11 protein-coding genes and 1 pseudogene are annotated in these 17141 nt (G+C 62.0%); 9 read left to right on the forward strand and 3 right to left on the reverse strand.

What is annotated here, in order from left to right:
* On the forward strand, positions 1-645 hold a 645-nt coding region (locus AC1DXN_RS30405; protein ID WP_477421794.1), incomplete at its 5' end, for a zinc-binding dehydrogenase.
* A 270-nt stretch (positions 646-915) separates the two neighbouring features.
* Here AC1DXN_RS30405 and AC1DXN_RS30410 read toward each other — a convergent pair.
* The 3 genes and pseudogenes from AC1DXN_RS30410 to AC1DXN_RS30420 form a co-directional block, all read right to left on the reverse strand.
* A pseudogene (locus tag AC1DXN_RS30410) lies at positions 916-1278 on the reverse strand (aldehyde dehydrogenase family protein); the annotation flags it as partial.
* A gap of 28 nt (positions 1279-1306) precedes the next feature.
* The gene (locus AC1DXN_RS30415) at positions 1307-2485 is read right to left on the reverse strand and encodes an OmpP1/FadL family transporter (RefSeq protein ID WP_477278390.1); all 1179 of its coding nucleotides are present in this window, start codon (positions 2483-2485) and stop codon (positions 1307-1309) included.
* Positions 2486-3134: 649 nt separating this feature from the next.
* Positions 3135-4175, reverse strand: a complete 1041-nt coding sequence (locus tag AC1DXN_RS30420; protein ID WP_477278388.1) for an AraC family transcriptional regulator — start codon at positions 4173-4175, stop codon at positions 3135-3137.
* Positions 4176-4417: 242 nt separating this feature from the next.
* Between AC1DXN_RS30420 and AC1DXN_RS30425 the strand changes: the two genes are divergently transcribed.
* From AC1DXN_RS30425 to AC1DXN_RS30460, 8 genes are all read left to right on the forward strand, one after another.
* Complete coding sequence (locus AC1DXN_RS30425) at positions 4418-5722, forward strand: MFS transporter (RefSeq protein WP_477278392.1); 1305 nt, start codon at positions 4418-4420, stop codon at positions 5720-5722.
* 67 nt (positions 5723-5789) lie between these two features.
* A complete protein-coding gene (locus tag AC1DXN_RS30430; RefSeq protein WP_477278386.1) occupies positions 5790-9062 on the forward strand; it encodes a bifunctional cytochrome P450/NADPH--P450 reductase in 3273 nt (1090 codons plus the stop codon).
* A 35-nt stretch (positions 9063-9097) separates the two neighbouring features.
* Positions 9098-10678, forward strand: a complete 1581-nt coding sequence (locus AC1DXN_RS30435) for a flavin-containing monooxygenase (RefSeq protein WP_477278384.1) — start codon at positions 9098-9100, stop codon at positions 10676-10678.
* Positions 10671-11573 carry an SDR family NAD(P)-dependent oxidoreductase gene (locus tag AC1DXN_RS30440; protein ID WP_477278382.1) on the forward strand — a complete coding sequence of 301 codons (903 nt, stop codon included), beginning with the start codon at positions 10671-10673 and terminating at the stop codon, positions 11571-11573. Before AC1DXN_RS30435 ends, AC1DXN_RS30440 begins: the two co-directional genes overlap by 8 nt.
* Positions 11570-12514 carry an alpha/beta hydrolase gene (locus AC1DXN_RS30445; RefSeq protein ID WP_477278380.1) on the forward strand — a complete coding sequence of 315 codons (945 nt, stop codon included), beginning with the start codon at positions 11570-11572 and terminating at the stop codon, positions 12512-12514. The genes AC1DXN_RS30440 and AC1DXN_RS30445 overlap by 4 nt, the downstream gene beginning before the upstream one ends.
* A 468-nt stretch (positions 12515-12982) precedes the next feature.
* On the forward strand, positions 12983-14746 hold the full coding sequence (locus tag AC1DXN_RS30450) for an acyl-CoA dehydrogenase C-terminal domain-containing protein (protein WP_477278378.1): 1764 nt from the start codon (positions 12983-12985) through the stop codon (positions 14744-14746).
* 28 nt (positions 14747-14774) lie between these two features.
* Positions 14775-16427 (forward strand): long-chain-fatty-acid--CoA ligase, encoded by a 1653-nt coding sequence (locus AC1DXN_RS30455; protein ID WP_477278376.1) that lies wholly within the window; start codon positions 14775-14777, stop codon positions 16425-16427.
* Positions 16428-16493: 66 nt separating this feature from the next.
* Positions 16494-17141, forward strand: a 648-nt coding sequence (locus AC1DXN_RS30460) for an alcohol dehydrogenase catalytic domain-containing protein (protein ID WP_477421796.1), incomplete at its 3' end; no start/stop codon positions are given.

Raw genomic sequence — 17141 nt, forward strand, 5'->3', positions numbered from 1 at the left:
CCCCCCGAGGAGATGGAGTTCGCCACCGCCGCCAGCCTCGGCTGCCGCTTCATCACCTCGTTTCGCGCTATCGTCGACCAGGGCCGGGTGAGGCCCGGCGAATGGGTGGCGGTGCATGGCTGTGGSGGCGTTGGCCTGTCGGCGATCATGATCGCCAGCGCCATGGGCGCCAATGTCATTGCCATCGACCTGACGGATGCAAAGCTGGAGTTTGCCAAGAAGATCGGCGCGGTGGCTACGGTCAACGCCTCGACGACGCCCGATGTGGTCGAGGCGGTCCGGGAGATCACCAAGGGCGGCGCGCATATGTCGATGGATGCGCTCGGCCACTCGACGACCTCGTTCAACTCGATCGCCAATCTGCGCCGGCGCGGCCGCCACGTGCAGGTCGGGCTGATGCTGGGCGAGCATGCCAGGGCACAGGTGCCGATGGATCAGGTGATCGCCTTCGAGCTCGAAATCCTCGGCAGCCTGGGCATGCAGGCCTACCGCTATCCGGCGATTATGGCGATGATCGGCAGCGGCAAGCTGAAGCCCGAACTTCTGGTCAGCAAGAGGCTCAGCCTCGAAGAGGCTCCGGCCGCCCTGGTGGCCATGGGCGGCTTCGAAGGCATCGGCATCGGCGTCGTGACCAAGTTCCAGTAGCCGCCCTCAAACCCCCCAGCCTGGTAGTTTCCTGCATCGCAAAACACTGCGCACCAACGACGCAAGCGCGCCACTGCGAGGGTATGCGACGATCACCAGCAGTTGATCCTGTCGGGGGCAGCAGCGTCCTGTCGCCTCCAGTAGAACAGTCGCAGCTTTCCCCAGGCAACTGGAATGGGCTTGCCAACCGCGAGACTTGCGGCGGGCAAAGCGGTTAGTTCAAAAAGCTTTCCGGCACATCACGTACGCCGGAAAGCCTGTTGGTCGATCTCAGGCGCCGTAACCGATGATGCCCTTGACCTCCAGAAAATCATGGATCGCCCAGCCGGCATATTCGCGGCCGTTGCCGGACTGATTGTAGCCGCCGAAGGGTGCGAACGTGTCCCATTCGGGATAGTTGATCGAGACCTGGCCGGCGCGCAGCTGGCCCGCAACCTTGCGCGCATGCTCGATGCCCTGCGACTGCACATAGGCGGCGAGGCCATAGACGGTGTCGTTGGCGATTTTTACCGCGTCGTCGTCGCTGTAGGAAATGACCGACACCACCGGGCCGAAGATTTCTTCCTTTTCGATGGTCGTGCCTGGCGTGACATGGCCGAAAACGGTCAGCTTGACATAGTAGCCGCGGTTGAGGTGTTACCCAGTCGGGTAGATGCAGGCGCTAAAATTGCAACGAATACGACAATCCGACACCCACGGCCAAATCGGCGCCCGCGGTAGCGTCGTAGGTGGCACCGTTGTCGACTGACTGCGCTCCTGCTTCCAGATAAGACAGGGCTGTTCCAAGACCAAAGGTGCCGATCTGGGTCTTGTATTGCGCTCCGACACCAAGGGTCCAACTATCGGTGGTGATGTCCGCACCCGAGCCTACGCCCTTATCCCAGGTCACGTTGACAGTGCCAGCAAGCTTGTCGGTGAAGTCGTGCCCCACCCCAATCTGGACGGTATAGCCATCCGAGTAGTTGAAGATCTTGTTGGCTGTACCCAGCCCAATCACGTCATAGCTGAAGTGCTGCAGAACACTCCAGTCTGTCCATTCTACGGACCCGTAGATCAGCCAGCCGGGGGCAACCCCTGTCTGTGCGTTGATCTTGAGCGACTGCGGCAGCGTGCCTGCACCGTTCGCGGGTAGATTGCTCGTTATCCCATTGTCGATCGCCAACTGAGAGGGCGTGTACGTGCCATCCCCTTCATGTTTGATTTCCGAGCGATACATAATCTGGAGCCGCATCGCGTATTCCGGGATATCGTAAGCGACGCCTATTCTGTAGCCGAGCGCTCCACCATCTTTCAAATGGACCGAGCCGATCCACGTGTTTTCCTTGTAATCGAATGTCTCGATGAACGCGCCGCCTAGCAAATAGAAATTCCCCGGGCCGGCCGCAAAGCGAACTCCGCAAGTTGCACCGTATTCGTCCGCGGAGAACTTCATTTTGGACGTGGGATTTGGGAACGGATCTCCGTTGCCGGCCGCCGTGAGATATTCGGCGACCTGCGCTTGATCGCTGTAGGTCGCGGAAGCGCCGAATGGCTGCGTGTAGGTGAGCGCACAGGAAAGGGGCGACCAGAACCTGAAGCCGACGGAAGCCTGAGGGACGACAAAGGGGTCGGAATATGAGCCTTCCTGCACGGGTTGGCCCATCAGCGATGCAAAGCTACGGCCCGGATTGACGTATATCAGTTGCGAATCCACGGTGAAACGTTCGTCGCTGAAGAGGACGTCCGTGTTGGCTTGGCCGCGGGAAAATCCACCCGCGGAAGCTGGCATTATCGCTGGCAGCAGGAAAGCACCGGCCAGAAATATTGATCGAGGTACCCCCCGGACGAACATTGCGTACATCTCTTCTCCGTTCCCCTTTATGTTGCATTGTGTTCATGCAATTTGCAGACCTGCTGGCGCCTTACCGGATCGCCAAGGAAGCGCCGCTAGCCCGAATACACGATTGCCTGGACGACCCCTGGCGCKCGTTGGCAAGCTGGCGTGAGAAATTAGCCAGTGAAGAGCATCTCGGTGTGACGACTGGCGCGAGTGAGGCGGCGCCCTCCCCGACCATTTTCCGCGCGAACTCCGCGAGGCGGAGTGGCCGCCCCTATTCTCGTTAGACGGCGATCAGTCCCCGTGATCCACCAACCCAACGCTCCACCACGATATGTGGCTGCCTCGACCGAACAATGGGGGATTTGGCCAAAGGAGTGTCATTGTCGGCCAAATAGCTGGTTTGAGGACACCCACAGCTGTCGCGATTGAGCCGTGTGTGCCCGGCTTGGTTTCTGCCCAGCCGGCACGCTCCGCCGGCTGGGCGATGCAAGTTCCCGTCATCGCCCTCGACTTTTGAGAAGCCGCGCATCGCAGGTGCCCGAAAACGAGGTATCCAAGTGTGACCCTCACCTCACCCTGCCCGGCCTCGCAAGATCGGAGGGCAACAATGGTTGGAGCCGAGATAGTCGTCCGCGCTCCCTCGACGCAGGTCTTCTTGCCGCCAGGGACTCTATCGCGGCCAGGTTTCCGACATATCCGCCCGCAACAAACCTGGTGTTGTGCCCGTCCAGCGGCGAAAGGCCCGGCGAAAATTATGAGGATCCGAGAAGCCCACGATGAACGCTATCTGCTCGACTGACATTTGCGGATTGGCGAGCAGCTCCAACGCCCGGTTCTTGCGAACGGCATCGAGCAGTGCTTGGAAGGAGACACCGCTTTCTGCCAGGCGCCGACGCAGCGTTCTCTGGCCGACGCCGAGTTCGCAGGCAATCTTAGTGATGTTGCTGCGCTCGTTCAGATTTTGCCTCAGCGCGCGCTCCACCGATTCGGTGATCTCCGCCGCCTCGCGCAAACGGGCGCGGTTGTAAGATATGAATTCGAGGAGCTGACGATGCGTGAACGGGTCCGCCGTGAGCAGGGGCTGCTTGTACCACATGGGATCGTAAAGGAAGGCGTTCTCCATCTGGCCGAAACGAATTTCGCATCCGAAGAGCCGCCGGTACACGTCCGCATGTGCGGGAGGTGGATAAGTCACATCGATCCTAAGGGGTTTGAAACCCTCGCCGACCAGGCCGACCGCGATGCCCAGGAAGCTCGCAAAGGCTTCCTCGACCAAGAACGTGTAGATTTCGGGGTCGTGGAAACGAGTTGATGCGGTGACGACGATACCTTCCTTTGTGGTTCGCGTGTCAAAGTCGAGCATGCTGCCGCTATCTCTTTGCAGCTGAAGTGCGAGTTCGACGGCCTCGCCCACCGTGGCCGAAGTCAGCATGGCATAGCCGATCAAGCCAGCGGATGTGATCTTCTCGCGACTTCCCGTTTCCAACCCGAGCGCCTGGCCTTTGGCCATTTGAGTTGCACGCAGGATGGCTTCCCGCCCTTGCCGGTAGGACACCCGACAGCCCGGGTCCTCCAGGTCCTTGACCGCTATTCCCAATCCAACGAGCATCCGGGAGGGATCCAGTCTGAATTCAGACAAAGTCGCGACCAGGCTCCGGATCAGAAACGCAGGAATGTTTGCCGTAACGTATCGCGTATCGACGGATTTCATCTAAACCTCCTCCCCCTACGGCACCTGTTGGCGATTGCCTCCAAACCGGAACGCCCCTGTGCCGCCGTCTCCTTTACCCCTCCAGGCAGCTGCCGAATGGCCGCGTACTGTCTCCATCTTCAACTGAGGGATTTACAATCCCCAGGGACGTTGGAGTGCCCGAGCCCAGCTTGGCTTGGTGGCACCTCATTTGACCGACAGCAGATTTGAGACGTGAACTTCCGTCAAGTCGTCGCGTGAACATGCCGAAGATTTGGCCGGAAAAGACCCCAAACCGGCCCCAAACATCCCTTGCTGGCTATTCCTTCACTTCTATCCTTCGCGGGGTCAGCAGCCGAAGAAGCTGCGAGGAACGAGAAGAACAGACCGGCGCCAATGCGCCGGAGCTGCATTGGGAGGCGATAGTGTGGTGGATCCTAGGACTTAGCGCCGCTTATGCCCTTGCCCTGAACGGCACGATGGTGATGCCCGTCGTTGTCCTTTCGATGAGCAAGCTGGCTGGCTATGATGAAGGGTTGGCCACGGTGGTCGCTAGTGCCGAACTGGCGGGCATTGGCTTTTACGGACTGTTTCTTCCAAAGCTGGCGGTTCGATCATGGCGTTGCGTCGCAGTGGCCGGAGTGCTTGCGGTGCTTGTCGGAGAGGCGGCAAGTTTCTGGTTGCAATCGCCGCTGACGCTTGCGGGGGCTCGCTTTGTCGCAGGCCTCGGCGAAGGCGCCATCTTCAGCCTCGTCGCCATGAGCCTTGCTTCGCTTGCCGATGCCGAGCGGCTCTGGGGAGCCCTCAACCTGATCAGCGGGGTGGCGCTGGGCATCCTGCTCTTTATCGTATCCATGATCCCGCACCAGGAAACAGGGGCGCCAGTCTTTCTCGTCCTTGCTGCGTTTGCCGCGATGATGGCGCCATTCCTGCTGTTGATATCGAAACGTTCGGCGGTGAAGACGGCGGCCACGCATCAATCCAGACTCGATAGCGGCAAGATGCGGCTGACCATGCTGATTGTCTTTCTCGTCTACGCCGTGCAGGCCGGGCAATGGGTGGTTTGCGGCTATGTCGGCGAGCGGGTGGGCCTGAGCGGTCCGCAAGTCGGCCTGTATCTCGCGGTGGCGTCATTGGCGGGATTTTTCGGCGCCATCGTCCCGATGACCACCCACGACAAGGCGAAGCGACTCACCTTCGTACTTGTTGGCTTTCTGGTCATGGCCGTATCGATCTATTTTCTTTTCAACGTCTTCACCCCATCGGTCTTTGTGATCGCACAGGTGTTCGTGAATGTCGGCTTCTACATCGTCACCCCCTTCGTGACCGGTATTCTGACCGAGAACGATCCGGATGGCTCCTTGATGTCGCGTATCCTGGTGATCGCCATCGTGGGAGCGACGATCGGCACCGGGGTCGCCGGCCCGATCTTCGTGACGGCGGGACCTTCGATCTTCGCCTGGTCTTTCCTGCTGCCGCTTGCCATTGCGGCCGTGTTTGCGACGCTCGTCTTTGGGCATTTGCACCGCTGCTTACCGGGAACGCTTACCGCAAAGATCGCCGAATGAGTGTTCGGCCGGGAACAATTCCGACATCTGCAACGCATACCGCGTCGTTAGCGGAAAGGGTTCGAGCGTGACATCGGTCCCGATTTTGAATGGCACGGCACAGGAGATCGTTGTGGGCAGGAGCAAGCCAGGCACCCCAGCGCCGCAGATCCCCGAGCGCAAGGGCCTTCCTTTTGTGGGCCACGCCTTGAGCATTCCCGGCGGCGGACGCCTGATGGACTTCCTTCTGGCGGAAGCCGAGGAACAGGGCGCGATATTCCGATTGCGCATTTTCGGCAACGAGATGATCCTGGCCTCCGGGTCGGACCTGGTTGCCGAATTGTCCGACACCGACCGCTTCGTCAAAAGCGTTCATACAGATCTTGTGCGGCTCCGCGATATTGGCGGCGACGGCCTGTTTACTGCCTACAACGAAGAACCAAACTGGCGTAAGGCGCACAACATCCTTATGCCAGCGTTTACCCGCGAGGCGATGCGCGGCTATCACGCGATGATGGTGTCCGCGGCACGTAGCCTGGTCGGTTACTGGGATCAACGGGCTCGCAACAAGCATCCAGTCGATGTGCCGCGGGACATGACCCGTCTTACGTTCGACACCATCGGGATGTGCGGATTCGGCTACGAATTCGATTCTTTTGGCAGGGACGATCTCCACCCTTTCGTCGCTTCAATGGTCCGCGCCCTCACCCACGCCCAGGAAGCGAGCGAGCTGCCGGATTTTGTGAGCCGGCTGCGGTTCAAGCGGAATCGCGCCTACAAGCGCGATATTGCGTCGATGCGGGGGCTCATCGCCTCGCTTATCGAGCGACGGCGCGCGGAAGGCGCGACCCGCACGGATGATTTGCTCGGCCGCATGCTCAACATTTCCGACCCAGGCACCGGGCAACCGCTTGACGATGCAAACATCCACAATCAGGTCATAACGTTCCTCATTGCCGGTCACGAGACCACCGGCGCCGCGCTTTCCTTCGCACTCTATTACCTTGCAAAGCATCCGGCCGTGCTTGCGCGGGCGCAGCGGGAGGTCGATACGCTGTGGGGTGCCGATGACGATATCAGCCCTAGCTACGAGGATGTCGGCAAGCTCACCTATATTAGGCAAATCCTCGACGAAGCGCTGAGGCTCTGGCCTACTGCTCCTGGATACGCGGTCACCCCTGTCGAGGAAACCGTCGTGGCGGGACGCTACGCCTTCCGCCCTGGGGACTCGATTCAGATCTTCATCCCGTCACTGCACCGACAGCCGGAATGGGGTGGCAACGTCCACAGCTTCGACCCTGACAGGTTTAGTCCCGAGGCCACGGCGGCCCGCCCCGGACACATCTACAAACCATTCGGAAACGGTGAACGCGCCTGCATCGGACGGCAATTCGCGCTCCATGAGGCAATTCTGGTGCTGGGCATGCTGGTGCACAGATTCCACCTCAACGACCGCACCAATTACAAGTTGAACATAGGCATGACGCTAACGATCAAGCCTGACGGTTTCATGCTATATCCGGAGCCAAGGAAGCCGAGCGAGCGCAGAGTCGAACGCGTGGCCAGTCCGGTCCTTGCACGGCCTCGGCCAACCACCGTGGCGGCTAGCCACACATTCCCAAGGCTCGCCGTGTTCCATGGCTCGAACCTTGGCACATCGGCCGGTGTAGCGCGAGAACTCGCGGCCGCCGCCTCGGATCACGGACACAGTGCGTCTGTCGCGCCACTCAACGATGCGGTCGGCACGCTCAACGACCTGGCCCCCGGCACCCTGCTGGTGATCGTGGTTTCTTCCTACAACGGCCGTCCCACCGATGATGCCGACAGGTTCGTCACCTGGGCCGAGGCCTTGCAACCCGGTTCGCTCGAAGGCCTGTCCTTTGCGATCCTCGGTATTGGCGATCGCTCGTACTCCGCGACTTACCAGCGCATTCCGTCGCTGATCGATGAGCGGCTCTGCGCCGCCGGGGCGACACGCATCGGGGACCGGGGCGAAGCGGATGTCGGGGGAGACTTCAGCTCCAGCGTGGACTCCTGGTCGCAAAACCTGTGGGACTCTATCAAAACCGGGGACGGCGACCGCGCGGCGGATGACGCGGCAACTGCCGGTCAAGCCGCTCTCCAGATCGCTCTCGAACCGGTAGAGAGCCGCGAGGCGGAACGGGCCAGACAGCATGGCATGGCCGCCATGACCGTGGTTGATTCGGGCGAGCTGGTCGACCTCGCCAACCCCCTCGGGCGATCCAAGCGCTTTCTGCGGCTGCGTCTGCCCGAGGGTGTCAGCTATCGCACCGGTGATCACCTTGCGGTGCTGCCGAGGAACCACAATGAACTCATCGAGCGGGTCGGCGCCCGGTTCGCTCTCGATCTGGATCGTCCGGTGCGTGTTCGCGCCTCCCGGAGACTGCGGCTCTTCTTGCCTCAGGAGCGCCCCATTACCATTCGTGAGATATTGCGCGACTACGTCGAATTGCAGGAACCCGCGACCCCTGAGGATCTCCGCCTCCTTGCCGAACGCTGCCCATGCCCGCCCGAGCGCAAGCCACTGGAGGACTTAGCTGGCCTGGAAGCCGCCGAGTTCGAACGGACGATCACGGCGGTCAGCACTAGCGTTCTCGACCTGCTGGAGCGCTACCGTTCGATCGATCTTCCTTTCGAGCATTTCCTGGCACGGTTGTCCGCGATCAGGCCCAGGCGATACTCGATCTCATCGTCGAACGTAGCCACACCCTCGGCGGTGGACCTCATGGTTTCGGTGGTCGATGCCCCCTACCGCAACGCCGGAAACGGACAGGGACGGCGGTACCGCGGCATCGCATCAAATCACCTCGCTCTCCTGAGCGCCGGTGAAACCGTCCTGGCCCGGATCGTCCCATGCAGCGACGGCTTCCGCCTGCCGGTCGATCGCACGGCAATCCTCATCGGCGCCGGCACGGGTCTGGCGCCCCTGCGCGGGATGATCGGGGATCGCGCCGCCCATGGCCACGCAGCGCCTCTGGTTCTCTATTTCGGCTGCGATCACCCCGACGTCGATTTTCTTCACCGTCAAGAGCTGGAGAAGGCTGAACGCGAGGGGGTCGTCACGCTACGGCCGGCATACGCCTTCGCCCCAGTCCACGACCACAAGTTCGTCCAGGATCGCATGATCTCGGAGCGCACCGAAATCTGGTCCCTGATCAATCAGGGCGCACATATCCGGGTGTGCGGTGACGCCGCCCGGCTCGGCGCGGGGGTGGAGGCGGCACTTCTCGACATCCACCGTCAGTGCTCTGGCGAAACTGAAAACGGCCCCAGCGATCCAGCGACGCGGTGGCTGGGCAAGCTGCGTTCCGAAGGACGGTTTGTGTGCGACGTCTGGTGAGAGCCGACCAATTTCCCGTGAAAGGACCCGCCGTGTTGGACATTTCTGCCTCGTCAAGCCACGCCACTGCGCAGCCGATCGATGACGTGCTCGACGTCGTGATCGTGGGTGCCGGATTGTCCGGAATCGGCGCCGCCTGCCACCTCATGCGTCAGCGGCCGAACAGCACCTTTACGCTGCTCGAGTCGCGCGCCGATCTGGGCGGCACCTGGGATCTCTTCCGTTATCCCGGGGTTCGATCCGACTCCGATATGTTTACGCTCGGCTACTCGTTTCGTCCCTGGCGTGACCGCCGCGTCATTGCCGATGGACCGTCGATTCTAAACTACCTAAGGGACACCGCGGTCGAGTACGGCGTTGATCAGCGCATTCGCTACGGCCACCGAGTCGTCGGTGCCGCATGGGACGGCACCCGGGCCTGCTGGATCGTCACAGTGGAGAAAGCGTTGCCGGATGGCAGCGCCACGACGACTGTGCGGATCAGCTGCCGATGGTTGTCGGTCTGCTCGGGATACTATCGCTACGATCAAGGACACCGTCCGCACTTCGAGGGTGAGGAAACTTTTCGCGGCGAGATCATATCACCGCAATCCTGGCCGGAGGACCTCGACTGGACTGACAAGCGTGTCACGGTAATCGGCAGTGGGGCAACGGCGGTAACCCTGGTTCCGACGCTCGCGCAAAAAGCCAAGCACGTCACCATGCTGCAACGCACACCCACATATATCGTTTCATTGCCCGCCGAGGACTCACTGGTCCGGCGGCTTGAGCGGATCTCGGCTCCAGATGCGTGGATCAGCCGGATCATGTTTTGGAAGAACGTCCTATCCAACATATTGTCCTATGAGATGGCTCGACGTTTTCCCCGCCTGTCCCGGCGGCTCATCCGCAAGGAGATCGACCGCGAGCTAGGCAAGCACGTCGAGGTGGAGAAGCACTTCAACCCGCCATACAACCCCTGGGATCAACGGGTGTGCGTGGTTCCTGACGGTGACTTGTTCGAAGCAATCCGCAACGGCGCAGCCGAGGTCGTAACCGACACGATCGCTCGCTTTGTTCCCAACGGGATCGAAACCAGCAGCGGGCACTTCATCGAGTCCGAGATTGTCGTGGCGGCAACAGGACTACAGATGATTCCGCTCGGCGGAATGACCCTGTCCGTCGACGGCCAGCCAGTGTCACTGCCCGATAGCGTCGTCTACAAGGGCATGATGCTGTCGCAGGTCCCCAATTTCAATCTGGTGATCGGCTACACGAACAACTCATGGACGCTGAAGGCCGATCTGGTCAGCGAGAGCATTGCTCGTTTGATCAATCATCTCGACAAACATGGCTATGATTTCGTCATGCCGCGTGCACCGGAAGGCGTCGGCGGTGTCCCATTCGTTGACCTGCATTCCAGCTATGTCCAGCGCGGGATCGCTGGCTTCCCGAAGCAGGGTAACCGCAAACCATGGCGGCTGCACCAGAACTACCTTTTTGACCTGAAGCTCTTTCGCAGCGATTTCGAGGGTGACCCCGCTCTTGAGTTTCGCCGTAGCCCGGTGGCGACCGGATCTCCGAGCCTTCCCGTGACCAGTTCTCTGTCCGACCGCAAAGGAGCCTCCTATGCATGACTTCGATTTTTCCGGAACCGCCATTGTCACCGGCGCCGCCGGCGGCATTGGCCGTGCCCTTGTCACTCAGCTTGCCGATCGAGGTTGCGACGTGGTTCTTGTCGACCGTGACGAGAAGGGCCTGAACTCTGCCCTTGCTGAGCTCCGTTCCAAGTATCCGCGAGCTCAGTGCAGCTCATACGTCGCCGATCTGACCAGCAGCGAGCAGGTGCACACGCTCGGCCTAACTCTCAGCCAGAACCATCCCGACACCCGCCTTCTCGTGAACAACGCCGGCGTGGCGCTCAGCGGGGTGTTCGAGCAGTACTCCAAAGAGGATTTCGACTGGCTTCTCGCTGTCAACCTTCTGGCGCCGATTGACCTGGTCCGAGCTTTGTTGCCGGTACTGCGCCGCAACAACGGCTCGCACATAGTAAACGTATCGAGTGTCTTCGGGCTTGTCGCTCCCGCTGGCAACGTCGCCTATGCGACAAGCAAATTCGGCATCCGCGGGTTCACCGAGGCCCTGCGGGCCGAACTCGCACCCTCCAAAATCGGCGTCACCTGCGTTCATCCGGGCGGCATCAAGACCAACATCTCGCTGGCCGCGCGCATCGGCTCCGAGATGACGCCGGAACAGCGGGCCAAAGCCGAGAGGGACAATGTGGAATTCGACAAAGTTCTCACCATTACCCCGGAAGTGGCCGCCGGAGCGATCATCGATGGCATTGCCCGCCGGCGCCCGCGTGTGCTGATCGGCGCGAGTGCGAAGATACCCGACGTCGTTGCGCGGCTATTCCCCTCGCACTATCACGGCGTGGTAGACGGGCTGGAAGCAGCGCTCGGCTGGTTGTCCTCGCTCGCCGGGAAGCCCGGCACGTCCGCCGCGCCGGCCGTGAAGCGGGTGGCACGATGAGCGGCGCCGATCGCCCCGCGCCCGCGGCAGATCTTGCTTTGCTGCTGGCTGAACTCGATCCAACAGACCGGACCGCTATTTCGCCTGGCCAGCAGCGTGCCGAATACGCAGGGTTTGTCGAAATGTTCCGCGGCGAAGAACCGGCCTTCCCAGGCAGGGTCACCGACGAAGTGATCGAGACGGGGCCGGACAAGCATTCGGTGCCGGTCCGGCGCTACCGGCCGGATCAAGAAGCCCACCCAGGGCACGTCCTTGTTTACTTTCACGGCGGCGGCTGGGTGCTGGGCAGCGCTGACACCCACGATCGGTTTACGCGTGCGATCGCCGACCGCCTGCGCCTGCATGTTATTTCGGTCAATTACCGGCTCGCACCAGAGCACCCGTTCCCGGCCGCTTTCGACGATTGTGAACGGGTCGTCGCGCACGCAGCACAAGACGCGACCTGGTTGGCCGTGGGCGGGGACAGCGCCGGTGGCAACCTTGCCGCCGCGATCAGCGCCCACCGGGCGGCCGGCGGCAATCCCGTCGACGCCCAGATTCTCATCTATCCAGGGCTCAAGGTCCCCAACGGCGATACAAGCCTCGACGGGCTCGGCCTAGATAGCAGCGACATAGACTATTTCTGGTCCGCGTATCGCGGCGACCACACGCCCGATGCCCTGCTTGCCCCGCTGCTTGCGCCGGATCCCATAGCCGCGCCCACCACATTGGTGACTACGGCAGGTTGTGACCCGCTTCGGCCTGACGGCGTGGAATACGCCCAAAGGCTCATCGCCGCCGGTATATCGACCGTGTATCTTCCGTTCCCCGGGCTGATACATGGATGGCTGGAGCTGGCAGAACAGGTTCCGAGCGCGGCGCGCGCGCGCGAAACATTGCTCGATGCGATCGGGGAACTGCACAGGAGCACCTCAGCGGCGCAACCGCGTAGGCTTTCATGACCGCCCTGGCTGACATCTGGTCCGGCCCGACGGCGAGCCGCCGGTGCCGCACCGAGCTCACCGCCGACGGCCGGTCCCCAGTTGGGCGTTCCGACGGCATTCATTCAGGCGTTGTCGGCCATCCAGGCCGCCAGCGGACCGCCTCTTGCGTGCGCGATCCTCCCTGATCGCGTAAGGCGAGGAGTCGGCGCTTGCGCCTAGGCCCTGTGAGGTTTGGCGCCTCGGCTTCGCAAGTCACCGAAGGCGGGGCGCTGGCGGGCGCCCCGCCGCCGACGGCATCGTGGGAGCTGCGCTTCCCGCTTCTGACAAGTCGACTGTGCCCTTATCGGGCTGAACTCGGTTACGCCGGACGAGGTTGCCGCGCTGGAAGGCGAGACCTTCGTCGACTTGCCGGCAAACATAACGTTGACCGCTTCAGTAGCGGTTGACGACGGGCAAGCCGGTAGGCAACCGAACAGGAAGGCACCCATGGCCGGCTATATCCCTCCCGTTGAGGACATGTCGTTCTTGCTCGGCGAAGTCTTCGACTTCGACGCACAAATGACCGCCCTTCCCGGCTGCGACGACATCAACACGGAACTGGCGACCCGCATCCGGGAAGAAGGCGGCAAGTTCTGCGCCGAGATCCTGGAGCCGCTCAACCGAGGCGGTGACGAAGAGGGATGCAAGCTGTCGAATGGAATGGTGACGACGCCTAAGGGCGTCGCCGACGCCTACAAGGCCTTTGTCGAGGCCGGCTGGGGCGGCCTTTCCGGCAGCCCGGAATTTGGCGGACAGGGTCTGCCGCGCGTGCTGCAGATACTGCTGGACGAGATGGTATCGTCGGCAAATCTCTCCTTTGGCCTGTTCCCGGGGCTTACGCGTGGCGCGGTGGAGGCGATTTCCCATCATGCTAGCGACGAGCTCAAGCAGAAATATCTGCCCAAGATGATCACCGGCGAATGGACGGGCGCCATGGCGCTCACCGAATCCCGCGCGGGCACCGATCTCGGCCTGCTCACCACCCGCGCCGAGCCGGTAGGGGACGGCTCCTATTCCATCAGCGGTTCGAAGATCTTCATTTCATCGGGGGATCAGGATTTTGATGGCAACATCATCCATCTGGTGCTCGCCCGCCTGCCCGACATGCCAATAGGCGTGAAAGGCATCAGCCTGTTCCTATCGCCCAAGTTCCTCGTCGACGCGGACGGCAGGCTGGGCGAACGCAACCGCATGTCGGTCGGATCGCTAGAGCATAAGATGGGGATCCACGCGCAGCCGACCTGCGTGATGAATTATGACGGCGCGATCGGCTGGCTGGTCGGCGAGCGCGGCCGCGGCCTCAACGCCATGTTCACGATGATGAACGCCGAGCGGCTGTTCGTCGGCATGCAGGGCCTTGGCGTCGGCGAGGCCGCCAACCAGAAGGCCGTTGCCTATGCTCGCGAGCGCCTGCAGGGTCGTTCCGCCGACGGTGAGCGCGGCCCTGTTGCGATCATCGAGCATGCCGACGTGCGCAAGATGCTCCTGGAGGGCCGCTCCATCACCGAGGCCGGGCGCGCGCTCGCCGTCTGGATCGCGCTGCAGATGGATATCGCCGCCAGCCATCCGGACGCCGAGACGCGCCGCAAGGCGGACGGCCTCGTGGCCCTGCTGACACCAGTGGTGAAGGCGGCTTTCACCGATTTCGGCTTCGAGATCGCAGTCCTGTCGCAGCAGGTGTTCGGCGGGCACGGCTATATCCGTGAATGGGGTATGGAACAGTACGTGCGAGACGCTCGCATTACTCAGCTTTATGAGGGCACCAATGGCGTGCAGGCCATGGATCTGGTGGGCCGCAAGCTGCCGATGGAAAACGGTGAACTGCCTCTGCGCTTCTTTGCGCTTGTGCGCGAGGAACTGTCGCAAATCAACGGACCAGCCTGGCTCGACACCGTGAAGTCCACCGTCGTCGATAGCCTTGCCCGGCTGGAGAAACTGACGGAAGACCTGTTGGCCAAGGGCGCCGATCCGGTGGAGGCAGGGGCGTGCGCTACCGACTACCTTCGCTTCTTCGCGCTGGTGGCGTTCGGCTGGCTGTGGGTGCGCATGGCACAGACGGCCGCGGCTTGCGCGACGACGCCGCACAAACAGCGCAAACTTGCCCTCGCCCGCTTCTTTGCGGCTCGCCTGTTGCCGCAGACCGTCGCACTCGAGGCGGCGATCCGCGCCGGCGCTTCAGACATCATGGCGCTCGACGCCGACCTGTTCTGATTGAACCATTGTCCGGGAGGAAAAGACCATGCTTGGCCTGATGATGAATACACCCCTGCTCGTATCCTCCATCCTGCGTCATGCGGCGACCTATCACTGCGACACGGAAATCGTTTCGAAAACGGTCGAGGGCCCGATCCATCGCTACACCTATGCCGATCTTTCGAAGCGTAGTCAGAAGCTTGCCAACGCGCTGGCAAAGCTCGGACTGTCGCGCGGAGATCGGGTCGGAACGCTGGCCTGTAACGGCTACCGGCATCTTGAGCTCTATTACGGCGTTTCCGGATCGGGGCTCGTGTGTCACACGATCAACCCGCGCCTCTTCCACGAGCAGATCGGCTACATCATCGAACATGCCGGTGACCGCCTGCTCTTCTGTGACCTCAATTTCCTTCCGTTCCTCGAAGCGCTGGCCGACCGGCTGGTCGGCATGAAGGCGATTGTCGTCTTGACCGACGCGGCACATATGCCGAAATCGGCGGCGCTGCCGAACCTGGTTTGCTACGAAACCCTCATCGCGGACGAGCCGGACGAGTTTGCCTGGCCGGTTTTCGACGAGAACACGGCTTGTGGCCTTTGCTATACGTCCGGGACCACCGGCGACCCCAAGGGCGTGCTCTACAGCCACCGCTCCACCGTGCTGCATGCCATGGCGATCAGCTTGCCGGACGTGCTGGGCCTTTCAGCCATGGATGCCGTGGTGCCGGTTGTGCCGATGTTCCACGTCAACGCCTGGGGCCTGCCCTTCGCGGCCCCGATGGTCGGCGCCAAGCTCGTGATGGCGGGACCAAACCTCGATGCCGCCAGCCTGCATGGGCTGTTCGAAAGCGAGAGCGTGACGTTCACCGCCGGTGTGCCCACCGTTTGGCTCGGCCTGCTCGACTGGATGGACGTCAATGGCCAGAAGTTCTCAACGTTGAAGCGCGTCGCCATCGGCGGCTCCGCTTCGCCCCCGATCATGATCAGCCGCTTCCAGGGGATGGGCGTCATGGTGCGCCATGCTTGGGGCATGACGGAAACAAGCCCCGTCGGCCTTGCCGCGACGCTGCTGCCCAAGCATCAACGCCTGTCGGAAAAGGAGAAACTCACACTGGAGTCCAAGCAGGGACGGCCGCTGTTCGGGGTGGAGTTCCGCATCGAGGGCAGCGACGGCAAGCCGGTGGCGCGTGACGGAAAAGGCTTCGGCGCCATGCTTGTGCGCGGCCCCTGGGTCGCGGCCGGCTACTACGACATGGAACAGAGCCCAGCTCATACGGTGGAGGGCTGGTTCGACACCGGCGACGTCGTGACCATGGACGAGGACGGTTTTGTTCAGATTGTCGACCGCACCAAGGACGTTGTGAAATCCGGCGGCGAATGGATCAGCTCGATCGAATTGGAAAACATCGCTCAGGCCCATCCCGCGATCAGGGAAGCGGCCGTAGTCGCGACGCCCGATGCCCGCTGGGGCGAGCGCCCGGTCCTGGTCGTCGTCGTCAAACCCGGCCAGACGTTCACCCGCAACGACATGCTGGATGGCTATGCCGGCAAAATCTCCAAATGGAGTATTCCCGACGACGTCATCGTCGTCGACCAACTGCCTCATACCGCAACGGGCAAGCTGCTCAAGACCGCCATTCGCCAAATCGTATCCGACGAATACGCCAGGCGTTTGCCCGACGACGCGGCACTGGTGGACTGACTTCCAAGACGTATAGCCCCTGCCCGTCCAGCGCCTCCCCGGAAAGCCGCCAGAAGGGATCTTGATATGAAAGCTGTCGTCTTCGAACAGTTCGGCCAGGCGCCGACGATCCAGACCGTCGCCGATCCGAAGCCGACGCCCGAAGGTGTCGTCATCAAGGTCGAGGCGACGGGCCTTTGCCGCAGCGACTGGCATGGCTGGATGGGCCATGATGAGGGCATCACGCTGCCGCATGTGCCGGGCCATGAACTGGCCGGCATCGTCGTCGCCGCCGGCAACCAGGTCACACGGTGGAAGGCCGGCGAGCGCGTCACCGTGCCGTTCGCCGTCGGCTGCGGGCGCTGCTTCGAATGCACTTCGGGCCATCACCAGATCTGCGAACACCCKAAGACGCCAGGCTTCAGTGCCTGGGGCTCGTACGCTGAATATGTYGCCATCGAGCATGCCGACACCAATCTGGTGCGCYTSCCCGAGGAGATGGAGTTCGCCACCGCCGCCAGCCTCGGCTGCCGCTTCATCACCTCGTTTCGCGCTATCGTCGACCAGGGCCGGGTGAGGCCCGGCGAATGGGTGGCGGTGCATGGCTGTGGSGGCGTTGGCCTGTCGGCGATCATGATCGCCAGCGCCATGGGCGCCAATGTCATTGCCATCGACCTGACGGATGCAAAGCTGGAGTTTGCCAAGAAGATCGGCGCGGTGGCTACGGTCAACGCC

It is taken from the genome of Mesorhizobium sp. P2_H9, from assembly GCF_056403215.1.

Bases quoted from the DNA above. Each gene is read 5' to 3' on its own strand.
- AC1DXN_RS30415 (WP_477278390.1), bottom strand. From the start codon at position 2,485: ATGTACGCAATGTTCGTCCGGGGGGTACCTCGATCAATATTTCTGGCC.
- AC1DXN_RS30420 (WP_477278388.1), bottom strand. From the start codon at position 4,175: ATGAAATCCGTCGATACGCGATACGTTACGGCAAACATTCCTGCGTTT.
- AC1DXN_RS30425 (WP_477278392.1), top strand. From the start codon at position 4,418: ATGCCGAAGATTTGGCCGGAAAAGACCCCAAACCGGCCCCAAACATCC.
- AC1DXN_RS30440 (WP_477278382.1), top strand. From the start codon at position 10,671: ATGCATGACTTCGATTTTTCCGGAACCGCCATTGTCACCGGCGCCGCC.
- AC1DXN_RS30445 (WP_477278380.1), top strand. From the start codon at position 11,570: ATGAGCGGCGCCGATCGCCCCGCGCCCGCGGCAGATCTTGCTTTGCTG.
- AC1DXN_RS30450 (WP_477278378.1), top strand. From the start codon at position 12,983: ATGGCCGGCTATATCCCTCCCGTTGAGGACATGTCGTTCTTGCTCGGC.
- AC1DXN_RS30455 (WP_477278376.1), top strand. From the start codon at position 14,775: ATGCTTGGCCTGATGATGAATACACCCCTGCTCGTATCCTCCATCCTG.